Source organism: Mesorhizobium sp. M2E.F.Ca.ET.219.01.1.1, from assembly GCF_004016445.2.
In the GTDB taxonomy this organism is placed as follows: domain Bacteria; phylum Pseudomonadota; class Alphaproteobacteria; order Rhizobiales; family Rhizobiaceae; genus Mesorhizobium.
Map to the genome: position 1 here is coordinate 405,572 of NZ_SADT02000007.1, position 19,179 is coordinate 424,750.

General features: G+C 63.3%; 21 protein-coding genes. 11 read left to right on the forward strand and 10 right to left on the reverse strand.

Annotated features, from left to right (window positions below; translation table 11 throughout):
- Positions 1 to 31 precede the first annotated feature (31 nt).
- The 3 genes from EN862_RS30455 (at position 32) to EN862_RS30465 (ending at position 2,358) form a co-directional block, all read left to right on the forward strand.
- Positions 32 to 532, forward strand: coding sequence for a cupin (locus tag EN862_RS30455; protein WP_127248507.1), 501 nt, complete (start codon positions 32 to 34; stop codon positions 530 to 532).
- An 89-nt stretch (positions 533 to 621) separates the two neighbouring features.
- A complete protein-coding gene (locus EN862_RS30460) occupies positions 622 to 1,824 on the forward strand; it encodes an MFS transporter (protein ID WP_127867412.1) in 1,203 nt (400 codons plus the stop codon).
- Positions 1,825 to 1,932: 108 nt separating this feature from the next.
- Entirely contained in the window at positions 1,933 to 2,358 is a 426-nt protein-coding gene (locus tag EN862_RS30465; protein WP_245519755.1) for a DUF302 domain-containing protein, read from the forward strand.
- Between the two features lie 59 nt (positions 2,359 to 2,417).
- Here the strand turns inward: EN862_RS30465 and EN862_RS30470 are convergent, their stop codons facing one another.
- Entirely contained in the window at positions 2,418 to 3,329 is a 912-nt protein-coding gene (locus EN862_RS30470; RefSeq protein WP_127867410.1) for a LysR family transcriptional regulator, read from the reverse strand.
- 252 nt (positions 3,330 to 3,581) lie between these two features.
- On the opposite strand from EN862_RS30470, the gene EN862_RS30475 reads away from it, so the two are divergent.
- From EN862_RS30475 to EN862_RS30495, 5 genes are all read left to right on the forward strand, one after another.
- Complete coding sequence (locus EN862_RS30475) at positions 3,582 to 4,364, forward strand: 3-hydroxybutyrate dehydrogenase (RefSeq protein ID WP_127867409.1); 783 nt, start codon at positions 3,582 to 3,584, stop codon at positions 4,362 to 4,364.
- A 22-nt stretch (positions 4,365 to 4,386) separates the two neighbouring features.
- A complete protein-coding gene (locus tag EN862_RS30480) occupies positions 4,387 to 5,538 on the forward strand; it encodes a patatin-like phospholipase family protein (RefSeq protein ID WP_127867408.1) in 1,152 nt (383 codons plus the stop codon).
- Between the two features lie 33 nt (positions 5,539 to 5,571).
- On the forward strand, positions 5,572 to 6,966 hold the full coding sequence (locus EN862_RS30485) for an NAD(P)/FAD-dependent oxidoreductase (RefSeq protein ID WP_245519742.1): 1,395 nt from the start codon (positions 5,572 to 5,574) through the stop codon (positions 6,964 to 6,966).
- A 19-nt stretch (positions 6,967 to 6,985) separates the two neighbouring features.
- The gene (locus EN862_RS30490) at positions 6,986 to 8,332 is read left to right on the forward strand and encodes an NAD(P)/FAD-dependent oxidoreductase (protein ID WP_127867407.1); all 1,347 of its coding nucleotides are present in this window, start codon (positions 6,986 to 6,988) and stop codon (positions 8,330 to 8,332) included.
- A gap of 141 nt (positions 8,333 to 8,473) precedes the next feature.
- Positions 8,474 to 9,178: a peroxiredoxin-like family protein gene (locus EN862_RS30495; protein WP_127867406.1), complete on the forward strand. Its 705-nt coding sequence runs from the start codon at positions 8,474 to 8,476 to the stop codon at positions 9,176 to 9,178.
- Here EN862_RS30495 and EN862_RS30500 read toward each other — a convergent pair.
- Both EN862_RS30500 and EN862_RS30505 read right to left on the reverse strand, forming a co-directional pair.
- Positions 9,162 to 10,067 (reverse strand): LysR family transcriptional regulator, encoded by a 906-nt coding sequence (locus tag EN862_RS30500; protein ID WP_127867405.1) that lies wholly within the window; start codon positions 10,065 to 10,067, stop codon positions 9,162 to 9,164. The two genes, EN862_RS30495 and EN862_RS30500, sit on opposite strands and share 17 nt — an antisense overlap.
- Positions 10,068 to 10,198: 131 nt before the next feature.
- Complete coding sequence (locus tag EN862_RS30505; protein WP_127867404.1) at positions 10,199 to 11,092, reverse strand: LysR family transcriptional regulator; 894 nt, start codon at positions 11,090 to 11,092, stop codon at positions 10,199 to 10,201.
- 105 nt (positions 11,093 to 11,197) lie between these two features.
- On the opposite strand from EN862_RS30505, the gene EN862_RS30510 reads away from it, so the two are divergent.
- Entirely contained in the window at positions 11,198 to 11,860 is a 663-nt protein-coding gene (locus tag EN862_RS30510) for a peroxiredoxin-like family protein (RefSeq protein ID WP_127867403.1), read from the forward strand.
- Positions 11,861 to 11,879: 19 nt separating this feature from the next.
- Positions 11,880 to 13,112, forward strand: coding sequence for an MFS transporter (locus EN862_RS30515; protein WP_127867402.1), 1,233 nt, complete (start codon positions 11,880 to 11,882; stop codon positions 13,110 to 13,112).
- Positions 13,113 to 13,233: 121 nt separating this feature from the next.
- On the opposite strand, the gene EN862_RS30520 is transcribed toward EN862_RS30515, so the two are convergent.
- Positions 13,234 to 13,980, reverse strand: a complete 747-nt coding sequence (locus EN862_RS30520) for a GGDEF domain-containing protein (RefSeq protein ID WP_245519743.1) — start codon at positions 13,978 to 13,980, stop codon at positions 13,234 to 13,236.
- A gap of 262 nt (positions 13,981 to 14,242) precedes the next feature.
- Positions 14,243 to 14,953: a thermonuclease family protein gene (locus EN862_RS30525; protein ID WP_245519744.1), complete on the reverse strand. Its 711-nt coding sequence runs from the start codon at positions 14,951 to 14,953 to the stop codon at positions 14,243 to 14,245.
- Positions 14,954 to 15,158: 205 nt separating this feature from the next.
- Here EN862_RS30525 and EN862_RS30530 point away from each other — a divergent pair, with 205 nt between their 5' ends.
- A complete protein-coding gene (locus tag EN862_RS30530; protein ID WP_127867400.1) occupies positions 15,159 to 15,695 on the forward strand; it encodes a hypothetical protein in 537 nt (178 codons plus the stop codon).
- A gap of 22 nt (positions 15,696 to 15,717) precedes the next feature.
- Here the strand turns inward: EN862_RS30530 and EN862_RS30535 are convergent, their stop codons facing one another.
- From EN862_RS30535 to EN862_RS30555, 5 genes are read right to left on the reverse strand one after another with little or no spacing between them, the layout of a single operon-like run.
- Positions 15,718 to 16,275 (reverse strand): hypothetical protein, encoded by a 558-nt coding sequence (locus tag EN862_RS30535; RefSeq protein ID WP_127867399.1) that lies wholly within the window; start codon positions 16,273 to 16,275, stop codon positions 15,718 to 15,720.
- On the reverse strand, positions 16,272 to 16,853 hold the full coding sequence (locus EN862_RS30540; protein ID WP_127867398.1) for a L,D-transpeptidase: 582 nt from the start codon (positions 16,851 to 16,853) through the stop codon (positions 16,272 to 16,274). Before EN862_RS30540 ends, EN862_RS30535 begins: the two co-directional genes overlap by 4 nt.
- Positions 16,840 to 18,003 (reverse strand): AAA family ATPase, encoded by a 1,164-nt coding sequence (locus EN862_RS30545; RefSeq protein ID WP_127867397.1) that lies wholly within the window; start codon positions 18,001 to 18,003, stop codon positions 16,840 to 16,842. The genes EN862_RS30540 and EN862_RS30545 overlap by 14 nt, the downstream gene beginning before the upstream one ends.
- Entirely contained in the window at positions 18,000 to 18,638 is a 639-nt protein-coding gene (locus EN862_RS30550) for a TadE/TadG family type IV pilus assembly protein (RefSeq protein WP_245519756.1), read from the reverse strand. Before EN862_RS30550 ends, EN862_RS30545 begins: the two co-directional genes overlap by 4 nt.
- Positions 18,638 to 19,177 carry a TadE/TadG family type IV pilus assembly protein gene (locus EN862_RS30555; protein ID WP_127867396.1) on the reverse strand — a complete coding sequence of 180 codons (540 nt, stop codon included), beginning with the start codon at positions 19,175 to 19,177 and terminating at the stop codon, positions 18,638 to 18,640. The genes EN862_RS30550 and EN862_RS30555 overlap by 1 nt, the downstream gene beginning before the upstream one ends.
- Positions 19,178 to 19,179 lie beyond the last annotated feature (2 nt).

Below are 19,179 nucleotides of genomic sequence, written 5' to 3' on the forward strand. Positions count from 1 at the left end.
GCGATTGGGCACCGACAAAGGAGAAATAGACATGGCTTCCAAGACTATTGCATTGCGGGTGCCGCTGAAGCTGGCGTTGACACTCGGACTTCTCACCGCGACCGCCGCGTTTTCGGTGGCCCCGGTTTTCGCCGGCGACTGCCCTGCCGGCCAGGCCGCCACGACCGACATCCAGGAGCATCCCAGCAAGCCCGTCGGCGTGACGGACACGGTTCTTTCGGCGATCGATCTCAGCCCGAAGGGCGAAGCCTGGAAGGGCAATATGCTGCGTCTGCGCAAGCTTGTCGTTCAGCCGGGCGGCGTGGTGCCGTGGCATGAGCACACGGCTCGCCCCGCCAACATTATCGTCGTCGAAGGCTCCATCACCGAATACGCCAGCACCTGCAAGGTCGGCATCGAACATCCGGCCGGCGACGTGACGGCCGAGTTCGGCCAGCTCGCCCATTGGTGGAAGAACAACGGCAAGGTCCCGGCGGTGCTCTACTCAGCCGACGTTCTGCCGCCGGCGATGCACAACGACCACATGATGTGAGCCGCTCGTCGCGGCCAGCGGATCCCAGCAGCAGCAACCAACAGCGCGTCCTCGGGCGATCGCCTGAGGACGCATGCCAGGAGCTTGTGATGACGACCAGTGAACATTCCGAACCGACGCGGCTTCGCATGGTTGCCGCGGACAGCTGGCGCTTCGGGCTGATCGCCCTGATCGCGTTCCTGACGCTCGTCGACCTGTTCGCCACCCAGGCCATCCTGCCTTCGCTGGTGGTGAAATTCGGTGTCAGCCGTGCCACCATGGGCTTCGCCGTCAACGCGAGCACCTTCGGCATGGCGGTGGCCGGGATCGCCGTCGCGCTTTTCGGGCGCGGCATCGATCGCCGCAACGGCATCTGGATCAGCCTGGCCATCCTGGCGATCCCGACGACGCTGCTTTCGCAGACGGACAATATCGTCGTCTTCGCTCTGCTGCGCGTGGTGCAGGGACTTTGCATGTCGACCGCGTTCACGCTCACTATGGCCTATTTGGCCGAGCATTTTTCGGCGCGGCAGACCACGAGCGCGCTTGCTGCCTATGTGACGGGAAATGTCGCTAGCAACTTTTTCGGCCGGTTGATGTCGGCCGCTGTCGCCGACACCTTCGGCATCTCCACCAACTTCCTGACCTTCGCCGCACTTAATCTGCTCGGCGCGGCTCTTGTCTGGTTCACGCTGCAGAAGACCTCGGCAATGATGCGCGCAGACCTGGACGGCCAGCCTGTCCGCGCCGCCTGGAAAGCGCCGTTGCGGAACGTCGAACTGCGGGCCTGTTTCGCGATCGGCTTCCTGATCCTGTTCGTCTTCATCGGCACGTTCACCTACGTGAATTTCCAGCTCGTTGCGGTGCCGCTTTCGCTCACGCCGATGGCCTTGGGCGCCGTCTATTTCGTCTTCCTGCCATCGATGCTGACGACCCCGCTTGCCGGCCGAGTCGCAGCGAGCCTTGGCCCGAGGGGAGGGATCGGAGCGACGCTTGCGCTGGCAATCATCGGTTTGCTTCTGCTGCTCGCACCCAGTCTTCCGATCGTTCTCGCCGGGATGGCGCTCATTGCCGTCGGCACATTCCTGGCTCAGGCGATAGCCACGGGACATGTCAGCAGGACCGCGTCGCGCGACCGCGCTGCTGCGAGCGGCATCTATCTCGCGTCCTACTATGCGGGCGGGCTGGCCGGCAGCTTCCTCATCGGACAGATCTACGATCGGGTCGGCTGGACGGCCTGTGTGGCCGCGCTGGTCGCGGTTCTCGCGGTAGCGATCGCGGTAGCCCGAACGCTGAGGACGCCAGCCGCGTGACCGTTTGCGCCGGCAAGATCACCCCAAGAAACTCAATCCATAGCCAACCCAGCAACCAAGGAGAATGCGATGAGAGCCTACCTGAAAACCCTGATCACCGGGGCCGCCATGTTGATGACGGTCATCTTTCCTGCCGCCGCCTCGGACGGCGTCGTCACCGTGAAGAGCGACTACTCGGTCGCCGAGACCGTCGCCCGCATCAAGAAGGATGTGCTCAAGAAGGGCCTCATGTTCTTTGGCGTGATCGACCAGGCGAAGCTCGGCAACAAGGCCGGCAACGACGTCCGGCCGTCGCGGCTCGTCATGTTTGGCAATCCGGCGCTCGGCACGACGTTCATCACCTCAAATCCCGAGGCCGGCCTGGACTGGCCGGTGCGCGTGCTGGTTTACCAAACCGGAGATGGCACGGTTTACGCAGCCTACAGCGACTTCGACTGGATTGCGAAGCGGCACGGCATCACCGACCGGCAGGCACAGTTCAAGATGGCGACAGAGGTGATCCAGTCCGTCACATCGTCGGTCCGGAAGAACTGATCGGCGCGAAATGCCGAAATGCTTAGGCTCTCCGAGCCTGTAAGCCTCGCACAGACAGATCATTCGGCGGCGGACAACGCCTTCACCCGCTCGCCGAACCATTTCTTCTGCGTGGCCTCTCGCACCAATGCGCCGACCGCGGGCGAATGCCTGCGGCCGCGCACCGTGACCAGATTGACGTCACGCCAGAATTCCGGCTCCGTAATCGGCAATGCCGCCACACCTGGGTGCTTGGCGGTGTGCTCGGGCATGAATCCGAAACCGAGGCCGGCAGCGATCATGGCAAGCGTCCAGTCGTCGCGATCGCTCCAGTAGACCGGACTGACGGTAACGCCTTGTTGCGCAAGGATGGCATCCGCATAACCGGCAAATTCGCAGTTGTTGCGGTGAATGTAGCTTTCATTGCTCATGTCTTTGACCCGCACGACCTGCTGGTTCGCCAGCCGGTGCGACAGGTGAACCGCCATCACCATCTGCTCGCGAAACAGCGGCAGTGAGTGAACCTCCTCGTCGGGAACGTCCGACGGCAGCGCATAGATGGCGGCTTCAAGATCGCCTTCGAGCAGTCTCTTGCGAAGATTCACGGCGTCTGAATCGCAAAGGTGAAGCTCCACGCCAGGATGATGCCCGCGGACGGCCGCGATCAGCTCGATGATCTCGTCCGGAGCGATGGTGCTCATGATGCCGACCTTGAGCGGCATCTTCTTCAGGGTCACATACTGCTCGGCGATCTGCTTTGCCTGGCGAGAGTTCTCGAAGACTCCCTCGAGATAGGTCTCGACCATGCGGCCGAGCTCGGTGAGGTGAGTGAAACGCCGCTCGCGGTGGAAGAGGGGCCCGCCGAATTCATCCTCCAGCAGCTTGATCGCACGCGACAGCGCCGGCTGCGTGACGTTGCACTGCTCGGCCGCTCTGGTGAAATTCAACTCCTTGGCGACGGCCAAGAAGTATCGGACTTGGCTGATCTCCACTGCACGCTCCCCTCACTGGACGCGCATACGGCATGACCCGCGTAGCCACGCAATCTTACTAGCTGCCGTTACGTCAAACAACCCGACCGGTCGATCGAGGTCCCGGGCTTGGAGCCAACGATCTGACCGTCAGCTATCGAATCCATGTCTCAACGGCATTTCCGCAGCTTGCGGCGGTTCACCATACTAATCCTCAGATCCAGAGCCGGCCCGCGCCGTGGCTCGTAGCCGCGCAATCAGAAGGACAAGACGATGCTCAAAGGCAAGACAGCGCTCATCACCGGTTCGACCAGCGGCATCGGGCAAGGTATTGCCGAAGCCTTCGCGGCCAAGGGCTGCAACATCGTTCTGAACGGCTTTGGCGATGCCGCCGAGATCGAACGTCTGCGGGCAAAGCTCGCCGCCGATCATAAGGTCGCCGTCCGCTACGACAATGCCGACATGAGCAAGGGCGACGCAATCACTTCGATGATGGACAAGGCCATCGCCGAGTTCGGCGCCGTTGACATACTGGTCAACAATGCCGGCATTCAGCATGTCGCGCCAATCGATGACTTCCCGATCGAGAAATGGGAAGCGGTCGTGGCGATTGATCTGATGTCTTCGTTCTATACGATCCGGCGCGCTCTCCAGGCGATGAAGGCGCGCAAATGGGGTCGCATCATCAATGTCGCCTCGGCGCACGCCCTGGTCGCCTCGCCCTACAAGTCCGCCTATGTCGCGGCCAAGCACGGCGTCGCAGGCCTGACCAAGACCGTCGCGCTGGAGGTTGCCGAACTGGGTATCACGGTCAACGCCGTTTGCCCCGGCTATGTGCTCACGCCGCTTGTCGAGAAGCAGATACCCGACACGGCCAAGGCCCGCGGGATCACCGAGCAGCAGGTGATCAAGGATGTTCTGTTGGCCGCGCAGCCCACCAAGCAGTTTGTCACGGTCGAGCAGGTTGCCGCGCTGTGTCTGTTCCTGGCGTCGGACGAGGCGGCCTCGATCACCGGCGCCGTGATGCCGATCGAAGGCGGTTGGACCGCCCACTAGACCTGCATAGGGAGCGAAGGCCATGAACAAGATCGCGCAAAACCTGTCCGTTCCGGAAGCAGAACCGGCGACTGGACACCAGAGCGACGTCAAACGTCAGACCGTCCTTGTCCTTCAAGGCGGCGGCGCGCTCGGCGCCTATCAGGCCGGCGTCTACCAGGCGCTGGTCGAGGGCGGCATCGAACCGGATTGGGTCATAGGCACGTCCATCGGCGCCATCAACGCCGCGCTGATTGCCGGAAACCAGCCCGGCGATCGTCTGCCCAGGCTTCAGGAATTCTGGGATGGCGTCGGCCGGAGCAGTCCATTCGACGAGTTTTTCCGGATGATGGTTCCGAGCAACATCTTTGCCAATATGGGCACCGTGATGCGCGGCATCCCGGGATTCTTCGAACCGAACCCGAGCGCCATGTTTGGCGTGAATCGCGAGGTCGGTGTCGAGAATGCCTCCTACTACACGACCGATCCGCTCAAAAGGACGCTGAACAATCTGGTCGACTTCGACTACCTCAACGGCCGCCACACGCGGCTGACGGTCGGCGCGGTCAACGTCAACACCAGCGAGCTCAAATACTTCGATACGCGCGAGATGATCCTGTCGGCGGCGCACATCATGGCGTCGGGCGCCTTGCCGCCGGCGTTTCCCGCGGTGTGCATCGACGGCGAGCCTTATTGGGACGGCGGCATCTATTCTAACACGCCGATCGAGGTGGTGCTCGATGCGCGACCCAGGCGAGACGCGCTGATCTTTGCCGTCAACATGTGGCAGCCCCGCGCTACCGAACCCAAATCGATCTGGCAGGTCATGGGGCGGCAGAAGGACCTTCAATACGCCAGTCGCGGCCGGAGCCACGTTGCACGGCAGGAGCAGTTGCATCGGCTTCGGCATGTCGTGCGCGAAATGGGAAAGCTCGTGCCCGAGGAGCTTCGCGAGGATCCGATGTTCAAGGAACTCGCCTCCTATGGCTGCCCGTCGGTCATGCACCTCGTCCGCCTGCTGTCGCCGCGACTGGACGGTGAGGACCATACCAAGGACATCGACTTCACCCGCTCGGGCATCCGCACCCGCTGGCAGGCAGGATACGAGCATGGGCAGCGCGTCCTCACCGACAAGCCCTGGGAATGCGGGGTCGACATGCTGCAGGGCATCGTGATCCACGAATCCCAAGAGTGATGGCCCGCGCCGAGAAGATTACGGAGACCACCGATGCAGATCATCACCCCCGGCATGCGGTTGATTCCGGAAGCCGTACTCGCCAACGACGCGGCGCTCTTCCGCACGATTGCGGAGACTCCCTCGCACGCGGACAAGTCACTGCATCGCGTGGTGATTGTGGGCGGCGGCGCGGGTGGCCTGGAGCTGGCGACGCGCCTCGGCCGCAAATTCGGCAACCGTCGGCTTTCCGTCACGCTCGTCGACCGAAACCGCACCCATATCTGGAAGCCGCTGTTGCATGAGGTGGCATCCGGCGCCTTGAGCGCATCGCACGACGCGGTTGAATACATCGCCCATGCCAGCCGCCACGGCTATCGATACCGCATTGGTGAGGTCGTCGGCATCGATCGCGCCAAGCGCCGGGTGTTCGTAGCGCCCAGCTTCGACGATGACGGTCGCCAGGTCATCCCGCCACGTGTCCTGGGCTACGACACGCTGGTCATCGCCGTCGGCAGCGTCAGCAATGACTTTGGCACCCCGGGTGCCGCGCGCCACGCCATTGCGCTCGACACCGCGGAGCAGGCGGCCCGGTTCAACAAGCGGATGATCGACGCATGCCTGCGCGCCAACGCGCAATACGAGCCGCTTTCGCCTGGCCAGCTTCATTGCGTCATCGTCGGCGCCGGCGCCACCGGCGTCGAACTGGCGGCGGAACTGCACAAGTCGATGCGGGAAATTGCATCGCATAATCTCGACAACATCGATTTCGAAAGGCTGATCCGCATCACCATCGTCGAAGCAGGGCCGCGCATTCTGCCCGCGCTGCCTGAGCAGATGGCAAGCGCAACTGCACGCTTGCTGATCAAGTTGGGCGTCCAGATACGTTGCGGCATCAAGGTCACCGAAGTGACCGAAGACGGCATTCGGCTGGGCGACAAGCTCTTTGTGCCTGCCGAATTGGTCGTCTGGGCGGCCGGCATCAAGGCGCCGGAGTTCCTGAAGGGCCTCGATGGTCTCGAAACCGACCGCATCAACCGCCTGATCGTCGGCGAAACCTTGCGGGCGGTCGGAGACGAGAATGTGTTCGCGATCGGCGACTGCGCGAACTGCGTGCTGCCGGGCGAAGAAGGCGCCTTGCCGCCGCGAGCCCAGACGGCCCATCAGCAGGCAGAGCACATGGCCAAGGTGATTGCAGCACGTCTCGCGGGGCACGCCGCGCCGGCGTATCGCTACCGCGACTATGGTTCCCTGGTTTCGCTCGCCGACTACGGGGCGTTCGGCAGCCTGATTGGAGGGCTGAAGATCGAAGGTCTCGTTGCGAGGCTCGTCTATCGCTCGCTGCACAAGATGCATCTCAAGGCGGTGCACGGACTGGCGAAGACCATGCTGGCTTCGATCGGCGAGATGATCGTCAGGCGCGCCAGACCGCGGATCAAGCTTCATTGAGCGCGGCGGAGGCGGTGCGATGGAAAAGTATGACGTCGTGATCCTGGGCGGCGGCAATGCCGGCATGGGCGCCACGGTCGCGACGCGCGCCGCCGGACTTTCGGTCGCCATGATCGAGGCTCGCGATCTCGGTGGAACCTGTCCCAATCGCGGCTGCACGCCGAAGAAGGTGCTGGTTGCGGCGGCCCACGCGCTCGACGAGATCGCAAGGGCCGGCACCCATGCAATCAAGATCGAACCGCCGAGGCTCGATTGGCGGGCCCTGATCGAGCGGGAAAAGGACATCATCGCGGATATCCCAGCCCGGCTGTCCGCATTGATGGCCAAGCGAGGCGTCGATGTCATCCACGGCGAAGCCGCATTTGTCGCCAGCAATGCCATCCGCGTCGGCGCCCGGGAGCTTGAGGCCAGGAACATCGTCATTGCCACCGGCTCGAAGCCGCGCCCGCTGTCGATCCCGGGGTCGGAATTTCTGACCACATCCGACGAAGTGCTGAACGATCCTGTGTTGCCTCGCGCCGTGGTATTCATCGGCGGCGGCGTTATCGCCTTCGAACTGGGTCACGTTTATGCGCGCGCCGGCGTCGAGGTCACCGTCCTCGAGGCACTGCCGCAACTCCTCCGAGGCTTCGACGAGGATGCCGTCGCCCAAATCCGTGCCGAGAGCGAGCGGCTGGGCATCAGGATCCATACCAAGGCTTGGGTCAAGAAGATCGAAACGACCGACGGGCGGCTGCGGGTGAGCTTCGCGAAGGATGGCGCCGAATGCTCGGTCAGCGCGGATCGGGCCGTCAATTGCGCGGGGCGCGTGGCCAATGTCGAGGGGCTCGATCTTGGGGCGGGTGTCATTGTGCATCGCGAAGGCCGCATCGAGATCGACGAGCATCTGCGCTCCCGTTCCAATCCAGACGTCTATGTCTGCGGCGATGCGGTGTGGAACTCTCCGCAGCTTTCGCCGGTAGCGACCTATGAAGGCGGGATCGTCGGCCGCAACATCGTCGACGGCCCGAAGCATCGGCCCGACTACAGTCACATACCTGCGTCCCTCTACAGCATTCCGGCCGTGGCTGCCGTCGGTTTGACCGAGACCCAGGCGAGGGAACGTGGCTTCATCGTCAACGTCCACCTGAACGACATGCAAGGCTGGCTCTCCGCCAGGACTTACGCGGAGCCGGTCGCGTTGTCGAAGATCATAGTCGAGGAAACGACAGGCAGGATCCTCGGAGCCCATCTGGTCGGCCATGCCGGGGAAGAACTGATCCACACCTTTGCGCTCGCGATGAAGCACGGCATCACGGCTCGAGAGCTGTCTGAGATGGTCTGCGCTTTCCCGACTTTCACAGCGGATATCAGGAACATGATGTAACGCGTCGGCCCAGGCCGGCGAAGTAGAGCGGAGGCCCGGCATGCGTCGATGCACGCAGGGCATCAAAACCATGCAGGAAAAACATGGCGATTGCCGAGGGGTTACGGTGGTAGGCTGTGCGGGACGCGTGAAAGTGCAGACATGGCCGCCGACGACCAGGCAATGACATTCGAGCAGTCCGTCCAGGCAGCCATCGAACTTGATGCGCCCCTCAATGAACGGCTGGCCGTGATTGCCGCGGCGGTTCGCCGTCTGAACGCAGAATTCGCCGACGCCGTCGAGCGACTGGTGGACCGCCTTGAGAAGCAAGGTGCCGGCACAATGGCGCCGGCTCCGGGCGAAGCCATGCCCGGTTTCCTGTTGCCTGATGACGATGGCAGGCTCGTCAGCCTCGCCGAAATCCTGGCCAAGGGGCCAGCCGTCATCACCTTTCAACGCGGTCACTGGTGCCCTTATTGCCGCTTGAACGCCATCGGGATTGTCGAGGTGCAGCGCGAGATCGAGGAATTGGGCGGACAGGTAATTGCGATCATGCCGGAGCGGCGCAAATTCGCGAAGGCCATGAAGGCTCTGGTCGGCGCGCAATTCCCGTTTCTGATCGACATGGACAATGGATATGCGTTGTCGCTCAACCTCGCGATCTGGGTCGGCGCCGAAATGGAGCGGCTCATGGGCCTGGGGTTCGATATCCCTAACTATCAGGGTAACAGCAGCTGGTTCATGCCTATTCCAGCCACCTTCATCGTCGGAACGGACGGGATCATTACGGATCGCTTCGTGGATCCGGACTACCGCCGTCGCATGGAAATCGACGACCTGATCGCGGCGCTCAGGCGGGCTCGCTGACGCCGAAGGATGACCAGTCGGCGGCCCTCAGCAGGTTGAGCAGCGTTGTCGCGACAGGCGAGCGATGCCTGCCGGCTACCGCATAGACGGCAACGATCCGAGAAACGTCCAGATCGCGAAGTTTGAGCCGGCGGGTGGTCGGGGATCGTGGAGCCGTAAGCGAGACAAAACCTACTCCGGCATTGGCCTCGAGCAATGCCAGTAGGTCCTGATCGGTCTCGACTTCATGCGCGGTTCGAGGCGTGAGACCCCTGGCGGACAGGGAGCGCGATAGCTCCTCGCCCGTCTCCCAATCGATCCGACTGAGCACGGGTTCGGCGGCAAGCTGAGCTAACGCAACGTCCGCCTCGTTGCGCCGGGCCAGCGGATGATCGGCATTTACAGCGAGTTCAATCTCTTCCCGAAACAGCGGCCATACGTCCAGGCGGTCCCAGGCCTGTCCCAGGGGGCCGGCAATTGCCAGCTCGACGTCGCCACTCTTCAACGCGTCGACGACAGCAGCGGGCGAGCCACGATTGATCTTGAGGTGGGCGCCGGGATAGGCCCGGAAAAGCTCCGTCAAGGGCGAAACCAGCAGCGCTATGTTGATGCTGTTGGATATGGTGACGTTGAGGGGTGCCACGTCACTGCTTTGCACGGCTTTGGCCAATGACTTGGCGGAAGTGGCCGCATCATAGCACTGTTGCAGCAACGGCAGCATGCGGCGCCCGAGTTCCGTGAGATGCGAGTGCTGACGCTCGCGCCGCAGGAGCTCCCCGCCAAGTTCCTCTTCAAGCGTCTTGATCGCGCGCGTAAGAGCCGGCTGAGTGACGTTGCATTCCTCGGCCGCCCTGGTGAAATTCAACGTATTAGACAGGGCCAAAAAATAGCGGACCTGCTGCATCTCCATGAAATCTCGCCCCCTCAGCGAAATGGTCTATCAGCGATGGCGCATATTGCGAGACTAACCCAATTGATAGCGTTGGGCAAAGTGGCGCCCATTACGGACTATGTGTGATACCGCCGGGCGGCGGCACCGACTTATTGTGACGAGCCAAGTGACTTGCTTAACCAGTCGGCAAATCCTCTGGCCCGCTTGCTCGGCTGACGCCCGGCCGGGAACAGAGCATGGATAGGTATGGTCGGCAGCGCAAAATCCGGCAGCAGCCGACACAGACGGCCGTCCTTCAGCTCGGCGTCGAACATCCATCCTGAACCGAATGCTACGCCAAGCCCAGCCACAACACACGCTGTAACGCCGGCCGAGCTCGAGACCCTGATGCGAGGACTTTCGGGCAGCACAAAGCGGACCTGTGGATCCGCCAGCTCCTGAAACGTCGCGCCGGAACTGTCGGAGGGCCCGAAGATCACCTGGTGCTTCGCCAGATCCGCAGGGCTGCTCGGCTGACCGTGCCGGGCAATGTATTCCGGCGCGGCAACGAGCAACCGAGGCGTCTGCCCGACCTTGCGCGCCATCATGCTGGAATTGTCGAGCAGGCCAAGCCGTATCGCAACATCGGCGCCCTCCTCAGCGAGACTGCGCCGGCGATCGTCCATCATCAACTCGACAGAGAGATCGGGATGCTCGGCGAGAAGGCTGGGCAAGCGAGGAATGACCGCGCGCACCCCGAATGTGACTGACAGCTCGACGCGCAGAACGCCCCGTAACTCCTCATTGCCTGCTGCGGTGTCGGCCGCTGCCCCAAGATCCGCCAGCAGCGGCCGGATCTGGTGGAGGTAGACTTGCCCGGCCTCGGTCAGCCCGACCTTGCGGCTGGTGCGGATGAGCAGGCGGGCACCGATGCGCGCCTCCAGATCGTTCAGAATCCGCGACACCGACGGCTGCGACAGACCGATCTCACGTGCGACTTGGGAGAGGTTTGCCCGTTCGGCCACCCGCACGAAAACCTCAAGTTCCTGCAGTCTGTCGGCCATTCGTTTTCCGGATGATTGCTATGCTCTTTGGCAAGCTACCCCCCTTTCTGGAAATAGGCGAGGACGTTGCGCCGCAAGCCGTGCGGTCAAGATTTGGAGTGTTTCATGTCTCTTCAGGAAAAGCTCGATGCCTTCAAAGCCGACTTTGAAAGCAAGGCTCCCAAGCAAGCGGTCGAGGTCATGCGCCGTGCGACCGCCGAACTCATAGCGTCGGGTCAGGCCGCCCAGGCCCTAAAGGCAGGCGCCGTTGCGCCAGCATTCACATTGCCGGAGGCTGATGGCGGGTCTGTCGCATCCAGCGATCTGCTTACCCGGGGTCCCTTGGTGCTCAGTTTTTATCGCGGGGTCTGGTGCCCCTACTGCAACATCGAGCTGGCAGCCTTGCAGGAAGCTTGGCCAGCAATCCAGGCTACCGGGGCACAACTGGTTTCCATATCCCCGCAGTCGCTGGCGAACGGCCGCAAGGCCAAGCTCGACAAGCAGATAGCATTCCCGATGCTGAGCGACGCCGGCGGTAGGGTCGCCGATGCCTTCGGCCTGCGGTTTCGCCTGCCCGACGATCTGATCGACTTGTATCGCGGCTTCGGCGTCGACCTGCCGCTTATCAATGAGGATCGTTCTTGGACCTTGCCGATGCCGGCTCGTTTCGTGGTCGGGCAAGACGGCATCATCGCCTATGCCGAGGTCAGCCCGGACTACACGCGCAGACCCGACCCGGCCGACCTTCTTCCGGTGCTCAAACGATTGCAGGGCTCCATCGCGGCCTGAGCCGACGGACATGGACCACATGACAGCCACGAATGTCACCGCAACCAGCGCCGCGCGGCGCTGGTTGATGCTAAGCGTGGTCTCAGTAGGCGCCTTCCTGCCGATGACGACATGGTTTTCCGCAACGGCGATTGCGCCGCAGCTGACCCGGCTGTGGGACCTTTCTCCGGCGCAGGGCGCGTGGATAACCGGTGCCGTGCAGATCGGCTTCGCCATAGGCGCGTTGGCCTCCAGCATGGCCGGCCTTCCGGATGTGTTTTCGCTTCGCAAGCTGATCGGCGTCAGCGCCTTGACGGCGGCGGCTGCCAACCTCTGTCTCTTGTTCGCGCCCTCCGTCGGCGTGCTGCTGGTCGCCCGTTTTGTCACCGGCCTGGCCCTGGCGGGCGTGTATCCACCAGCGGTGAAACTGGTATCGACATGGTTTAGTCGCGGACGGGGAACGGCGCTCGGCGCCCTCCTCGCTGCGCTGACGCTTGGTTCTGCTTTTCCTCATCTGGTATCAGCCCGAGTTGACGAATTGGCTTGGCAAAGCGTCATCGTGGCCACCTCTCTCGCAGCACTGGCTGGAGCTTTGTTGATCCTCTGGCTGGGCGAGGAAGGGCCTCATCCCTTCGCGAGATCGGCATTCGACCCTCGCCACATAAAAACGCTGGTGCGCAACCGCGCGCTGATGCTCGCCAATCTTGGCTATCTCGGTCACATGTGGGAGCTCTATGCCATGTGGGGCTGGATACTGGCCTACATCAGGGCAGGAGGCCCCGGCCTGGGCACTGGGGATCCGGGCGCCGCCTCCTTGCTGGCGTTCTTCGTCGTGGCATCGGGCGGGATCGGCTCGATTGCCGGCGGCATCGTGGCGGACCGCTTCGGCCGCACCGCCACGGCGGCTGCAATGATGGCTATGTCCGGTCTCTGCGCACTAACGATCGGCCTGACCTTCGCCGGTCCGTTCTGGTTGTTCGCCGTCGTTGCCATTCTGTGGGGAGCGACCGTCATCGGCGATTCCGCGCAGTTCTCGGCCATGGCAACCGAACTGAGCGATCAACGCTATGTGGGCACGGCGCTTTCCCTGCAGCTAAGCGTCGGCATCGCACTCACTTTTTGCTCCATCCATCTGGTGTCATTCATGGCGCAGATTGTAGGTTGGCGCTGGAGCTTCCTGGTCCTGGCGCCCGGCCCACTGCTTGGTGTTGTCGCGATGATAGTGCTTCGGCGCATGCCGACCGCGCGACTAATAGCGCATGGGCTGAGATAGAGGTTTCAATGGATGCTGGCCTTGAATGTGGTGCCGGCCTGGTATTCTGGGAGCTCCAGTCCCGGCGCCACCACAGCCCAGCCGCGTTCGCCAGTGCGACCAAGGAGCCGATCGCGCCGGTTCAGTTGGTGACGTGCGACAGCCGCAGGCCGGCTTCCTCCGGGGCCTCGGCCATGCCTTCCTCCGCGAAGCGGAACATGTCCTCGAAATCCAACTCGCGCTCGAAAATGACGCCGCAGACTTTGATCGCAAGCACGTCCTTGTCGCCTTTCGGCGCGAAATAGATCTCGCCGACCGCGCCGCGAACGCGTTCGCCGACGTCCTTGGCATCCTCTTCGCTCGCGCCCGGCAGGAAGACGCCGAACATCGAGGTTCCGAGCCGGCCGATCAGATCGTCCTTGCGCACCGCGGACCGGATGGCCGATGCGATCAGCCGCAAGGCCTCGTCGCCCCATTCCAGACCAAAGCGCAGGTTGATCGACGCCAGATGCTCCGGATGGATGACCAGAAAGGCGCCGGAGCGCGGACCGGCCGGTCTCGCTGCTCTCCTGTCGACCATCGATGTGAACACTTTGCCGTTCAGGCAGCCGGTCAGCTGGTCGTAGGTGCCGGATTTGGTAAGCTCCTGCCGGTAACGGCGGATCTCGATCTGTTGCCAGCCGAGTATCGCAAATAGCGGCAGACCGATGGCGATCGGCACGATGATGGCCGTGACGGCCCCTCGGGCGAACGGCGTCAGGCTGTCGCTGAAAAGCATCAGGTAGTTCAGCGCGAGCGAAAGGGCGACGCAGCCGGCGGTGCCAAGCACGGTCAGCAAGATGAGATGCTTCCACGTTTGAGCCGGCGCGGTCGGTGTTTTCGCGGTCAAGGGCCAATCTCCTGTTCGTCGCATTGGCTTACAGGAGTCCGTTGCAATTTCGGTTTCAGGAAAGCGTACAATTTGATGCAAAATCGGCTTCTTCTCCCATGGGGATCGCTGGATCCGGCCTGCGCATGCGACCGTGGCCCTGGGCTTGCGCGCTTGATCGGCCGGAGCAGTCCACGGTTTCTAGAATCGCTCGATCGCTCTGACCATTCTGCTTTCACGCAATTCCATGACGGAACCGGTCATGGGCTTCCCCGCGATTGCGCTATTGCGGCGGACCGAAAATGCCCATCCTGGATTCTCTCGCCACCGCTTCCGCCTTGCCGTAAATGCCGGTGGGAGCGGCCATCGCCCAGCCGTTGGAGACCAGCCACGCGCCGACATCCTGCTTGCCGAGTGCGCAGGGCGCGGCGATGGCGAAGCGGTCGGCATCCGGCGGCAGCAGGCATTTCAGCGCCCGGCCGCGCAGCCAGGTGTTGAAGGCGGCCCGCGCCCGCTGGCCGCACGGCCAGGCGGTGTTGTCGAACGTGCAGGTCCTGTCGGGGTCTATGTCGGCCGTCCCGCTGATGGCGACCGTGCGTCCCATGGCCTCGAAGACCGTCGAGGATGTCGCGACCGGGCGAAAAAGCAGCGTCTCGCGCCAATCCTGCGGCATCGGCGTTTTCGCTCGCGGCGCTAGCCCGAGTTCGCCGAGCGGAGGGCGCGGCTCGATGCGCTCGATCCCGGATGGGTCGAGCGGCGGCGGCGCTATGAGATCCTCGGCGATCTTGCGTGCAGGCTCGCCTGGCCGCGTGTCTTGAACCGGAGCCTGAGAGGCCGGCTTGAGGTCGCCGGCATCTTGGGCCGGCGTGACCGGAGGCGGGTCGGGCGGCAGCCAGCGCCTGCCCTCGGCGATCAGCAGCATGCCGGCGAGCAGCCCGAGACCACCGAGCATCGGCGCTAGCAGCGGGCGGCTGGGCGGTCGCGCCCGGCTCACGCTAGGGCCTCCGCGGGATCGCGCCGACAGCCGGTGATGCTGCTCGAGCCCAGCCCGTTAGCTCCTGTCGACACGGCGCCATCCCGACCGTTGAACCCGTCCACACATTAGACGTGCGCGACATTCCTTGAAAAGCAAGGCGTTGCGTTAAGTCTCGCGCAACCAATGCGGCCTAGAATCGGTTATCGGATGTCGAGGGGATGACATGATACGCAAGCCGGTACTGCTCTTTGCCTTTCCGGCCCTGATGCTGGTTCTGCTGGCGGCGGAGCGGTTGGCGGCGCTGCTTCTCGGCTTTTATCCGGCCAGCCCCGCCGTGTGGCGCGTCTGGCTGGAGTTGCGTCCTTACTCGACCATGTTCTGGCAGCAGGTGGATTTCTATCTCGGCGGATCGATGTCCCTTAATGTTGCCATCATCGTCGTCGCGTCGGCTGCCTGCTGGATGGCCTGCCGGGCGAAGCGGTCCGCAGGCTTCTTCCTCGCCAACCACCTCGCGCTGCTTTTCGCCGGGCTGATGATTATGGCCGGCAGCCATTCTGAAACCGCGAGCACGATCGCCTCGTTCACCGCGCCGCGCGGCGTGCAGTTTTCACTGGCGATCGATTTCAGTTTGAACAACAGCTTGCTGCTGTGCCTGGGTCTGGCGGCCTGCGCCTACTGCCATGTCGCCTTCCTGCGCGAAGCGAGGCAGCGCGCCGAGACCCGCGTGGTTCGCGTTCTGGCGCTGCAGCGCGATCTGTAATCGCCAGCGACAGTCCGCGCGCTCAGTTGATCTTCTTGTAATAGACCTTGCCGTCCGGCTGCTGGATGCGCTGGTAGGACGGGTTGGGGCCGGGAGGCGCGACCTTGCGCTTGAACAAGGGTTGCGCGGCGGGATCGGTGCCGCTTTCATCGGCCGCGGACGCATCCGCCACCGTGGTGTTGTCGAGCATCGCGGGCTCGGGCGCGCTGGGCGCCGGCTCGCTGGCCGCGACGGGCTGGCCTTGCTCCAGCCTGGCGATATTGCCGTTGATCTGGCCGAAATTCGCCTGCAACTGGCGGTCCAGCGTCTCGAACCGGCTCTGGAAACCGTTGTTGACGGTGTCGATGCGGGTACCGATCCGCTGCTCGAACTGGCCGAGCTCTCCCAGCCGCGCCTCAATCGTCTTGAGGTCGTTGACGCCGCGATAGAGATAGACCGCGGCCGTCACGTTGACGGCGGTGACAAGCAACGCGCCGACCGTCATGACGCCGATCATCCTGGCCCGGCTGGGCTTTTCCGGAACGGGTTCCCGGTGACCGAGTTCGATTGCCGGAACGTCCGGCTCGCTGATCATCGTCATTCAACCACCACCTTTGCGCCCACCGCGACGCGCTTGAAGAGATCGATCACGTCGGTGTTCGTCAGCCGGAAGCATCCGGACGTGCCGTCGAAACCGACGCCCTTGGGATCGTTGGTGCCATGGATGCGATAGAGCGTGTCGCGCCCGTCGCGCGAAAGATAAAGCGCCCTGGCGCCAAGCGGATTGTAGGGGCCGGCCGGCACCATCGCCGGCAGTTCCGGCTGGCGTGCGCGCATTTCCTTGGGTGGGCGCCATTCCGGCCATTCGGTCTTGGACGCGACCTTGACCGTTCCGGTCCAGCCGAAACCGTCGCGGCCGACGCTAATCTGGTAACGCAGCGCCTGGCCCTGGCCCGTCACCAGATAGAGCGCCTTCTCGTTTTTGCGGATGATGATCGTGCCCGGCTGTTCGCTCGTCTGGAAGGCGACCGCCCTGCGCAGGCTGGGACCCATGGCGGGCAGCGGCGGCAGGCCCGATGCGGCTTGCGCGAAACCGCAGGCCGACGTCGACGCCATGCCGATCAGGCAGGCAGCCGCGAGGCGCGCCGTCACGCGCCGCTTCGAGCTAGCGCTGGGCATTGTCCAGCCGTTCCTTGAACATGCGCTTGAGGTCCTTGTTGAAGCGCGCGCGTCCGTCCACCTCGGAGGGCAGAATGGCGCGATTCAGCGCGTCGGCCAAGAGCGCGTTGTCCAGCGCCAGCGACTTGATGTGCGGCGCCTTGAAGATCTTCTCCAGCTCGCTGCGCGAGAAATGGTTGCCGAACCATTTGCGCTTGTGCTTGTTGGCGACCAGCGTGATGCTGACCTTGTTGCCGCGCAACTCGCGGATCTTCTTGTAGAGCCGCTTGCCTTGTCTCAGCGAAGCGACGTTGAGCTCGAAGACGATGAAAATCTCGTCGCTCGTGCGCAGCACCGAATCGTGCCACGGCGTCTCGATGTTGGGCAGGTCGATGACGATGTCGTCGAAGCGGTAGGCAACGAGGTCGAGCAGCCGGAACACGAAGTCGGAACCGTGCGGCTCGAACGGCAGCTGCGGCCGCTCGAAGGAATAGAGCGTGAGGCCGGACGGCCGCGACAGCTTGATGACGTCCATCAGCTCGACATCGAGCCGGTCCGGCTGGCCGATGATGCCGGAGAGATCGAACTGGTTGAACTGGTTGAGATAGGCGCCGCAATTGGCGCTCTGGAAGTCGAGGTCGACGAGGCAGGTCGCGGCCGCCCGCTCGGCCGACTTCGAGGCGAGATGCTCCGCCGCCGAGATCGCCAGCGTGGTGGCGCCGGCGCCGCCGCTGGCGGCAATGAAGGTGATGATGCGGCTCTTGGTGCCCTGGTTGCCGGTGTCGTGGAAGGTGACGGCGTTGAGCAGCTCCTTGGCGTCGAGCGGCTTGTGCAGCCAGTCGGACGCGTTCATGCGCACCAGGACGCGCGTCTGCTCGGAGGTGAGCTCGTCGGAGATCGCGATCAGCGGCACCGACGCCCAGGCCGCGCGCGCCTCGACGATCGCTGGATTGCCGAGCAGCTCGCCATGGCCGAGATCGAGGATGATGATGCCGGGCCGGCTGTCGGCCGGCGGCCCCTTGAGGAACTCGGCCGTGTCCGAGACCTTGACGTCATAGATCGCCAGCGCGTCGAGCCGCGTGGTGACGTCGCGCTTGAAATTCGCATCGGCGGAAAACAGCGCCACCTGCTTGCGCTTGGTCGGCAGAACTCTGGTGTCGATAGCGTTCATGGCGAGGTACTCTTTAAATCTTCACCCGTTACTGTACTCAGCATGGAAGGCACTGTCATATTTCCGAACCCGAACCCGCCCAGGAAGAAGAACTGGAAGTTGATGTTCTGCAAGCCGACGGTGATCGTCGGCACCGGACCGCCCAGTCGCGTCTGGTAGCCGAGACCAGTGGCGGTGTAGGTCACCACGACGTTCCTGCGCAGCAGGCCCGGGAAGAAGTGACACATGCCCGGTCGCTGGTTGACGGTCGGGTCCGGGCAGGCATCGTCATTGGTATTTGCGGTGTCGCCGCGGAAGATGCGGCTGAATGCGGCTGCGGTGAAAGCGCCGCTGTTGGAACAGGTACCGGTGCCGCCGCTGGTATAGGTGCATGCAAACGGGCCGTAGGCGCCGGCGACCACCGGCGCGCCAGGGGTCGTGGTCGGCGCCGCGGTCATCAGGGCGCCCGCGACGGGGTCTGAAACGGCTGCGAGCCTTGCGCCGACCTGCACAGCCTTGGTCGCGGCATTCCATTGGTAGAAAGCATAGCCGAAGTCGACGAAGCCGAGAGTGAGCATAAGCAGCAGCGTCATGGAGATGGCCATTTCGACCATCGTCGCCCCGTCTTCCGACTTTATGAATTGCTTCAGCATCATCAAAACCGGATCAACCGCTCCTGATGACTAGCGGAAAGCGTGATGCTGGTGATGTTGAGCAGGGTCAGAAATCCGACGCTGTCGCGAGTGACATAGGGATAGGTTGAGGAAGCTGTGACGATACAGACCTGGGATGTCGTCGACAGATAGAGGACTGTACCGGTACTGGGGTCCACCGCATTTCTGCAAGTGGCCGGGTCGGCGATGTTGATCGTCACATCCGTTGTCCGCCAATCGCGGACACGTGCCGTTCCTGACCCCGCCACATTGCCGAAGATGGCTATCCTCTTGGCGGTGGTGGCGCAATCCATCGTGAGGCCGGCATCCGTGTAGAGCTGGCTGTTGCAGCGCGCGGCGAACCGCGCGCCATCTTCGAGGCCGGCTTCTATCAGAAGCTTGTCGTGGATTAAGTTGCCGAATTCGAAGACGCCTGCCGACAAGATGAACATCATCGGCGCGACGATCGCCATCTCGACCAGGACGGTGCCGCGCTCGTCGCGGCGGAAACGGCTGAGGACGCGGGACAGCGGGTTTCTCATGG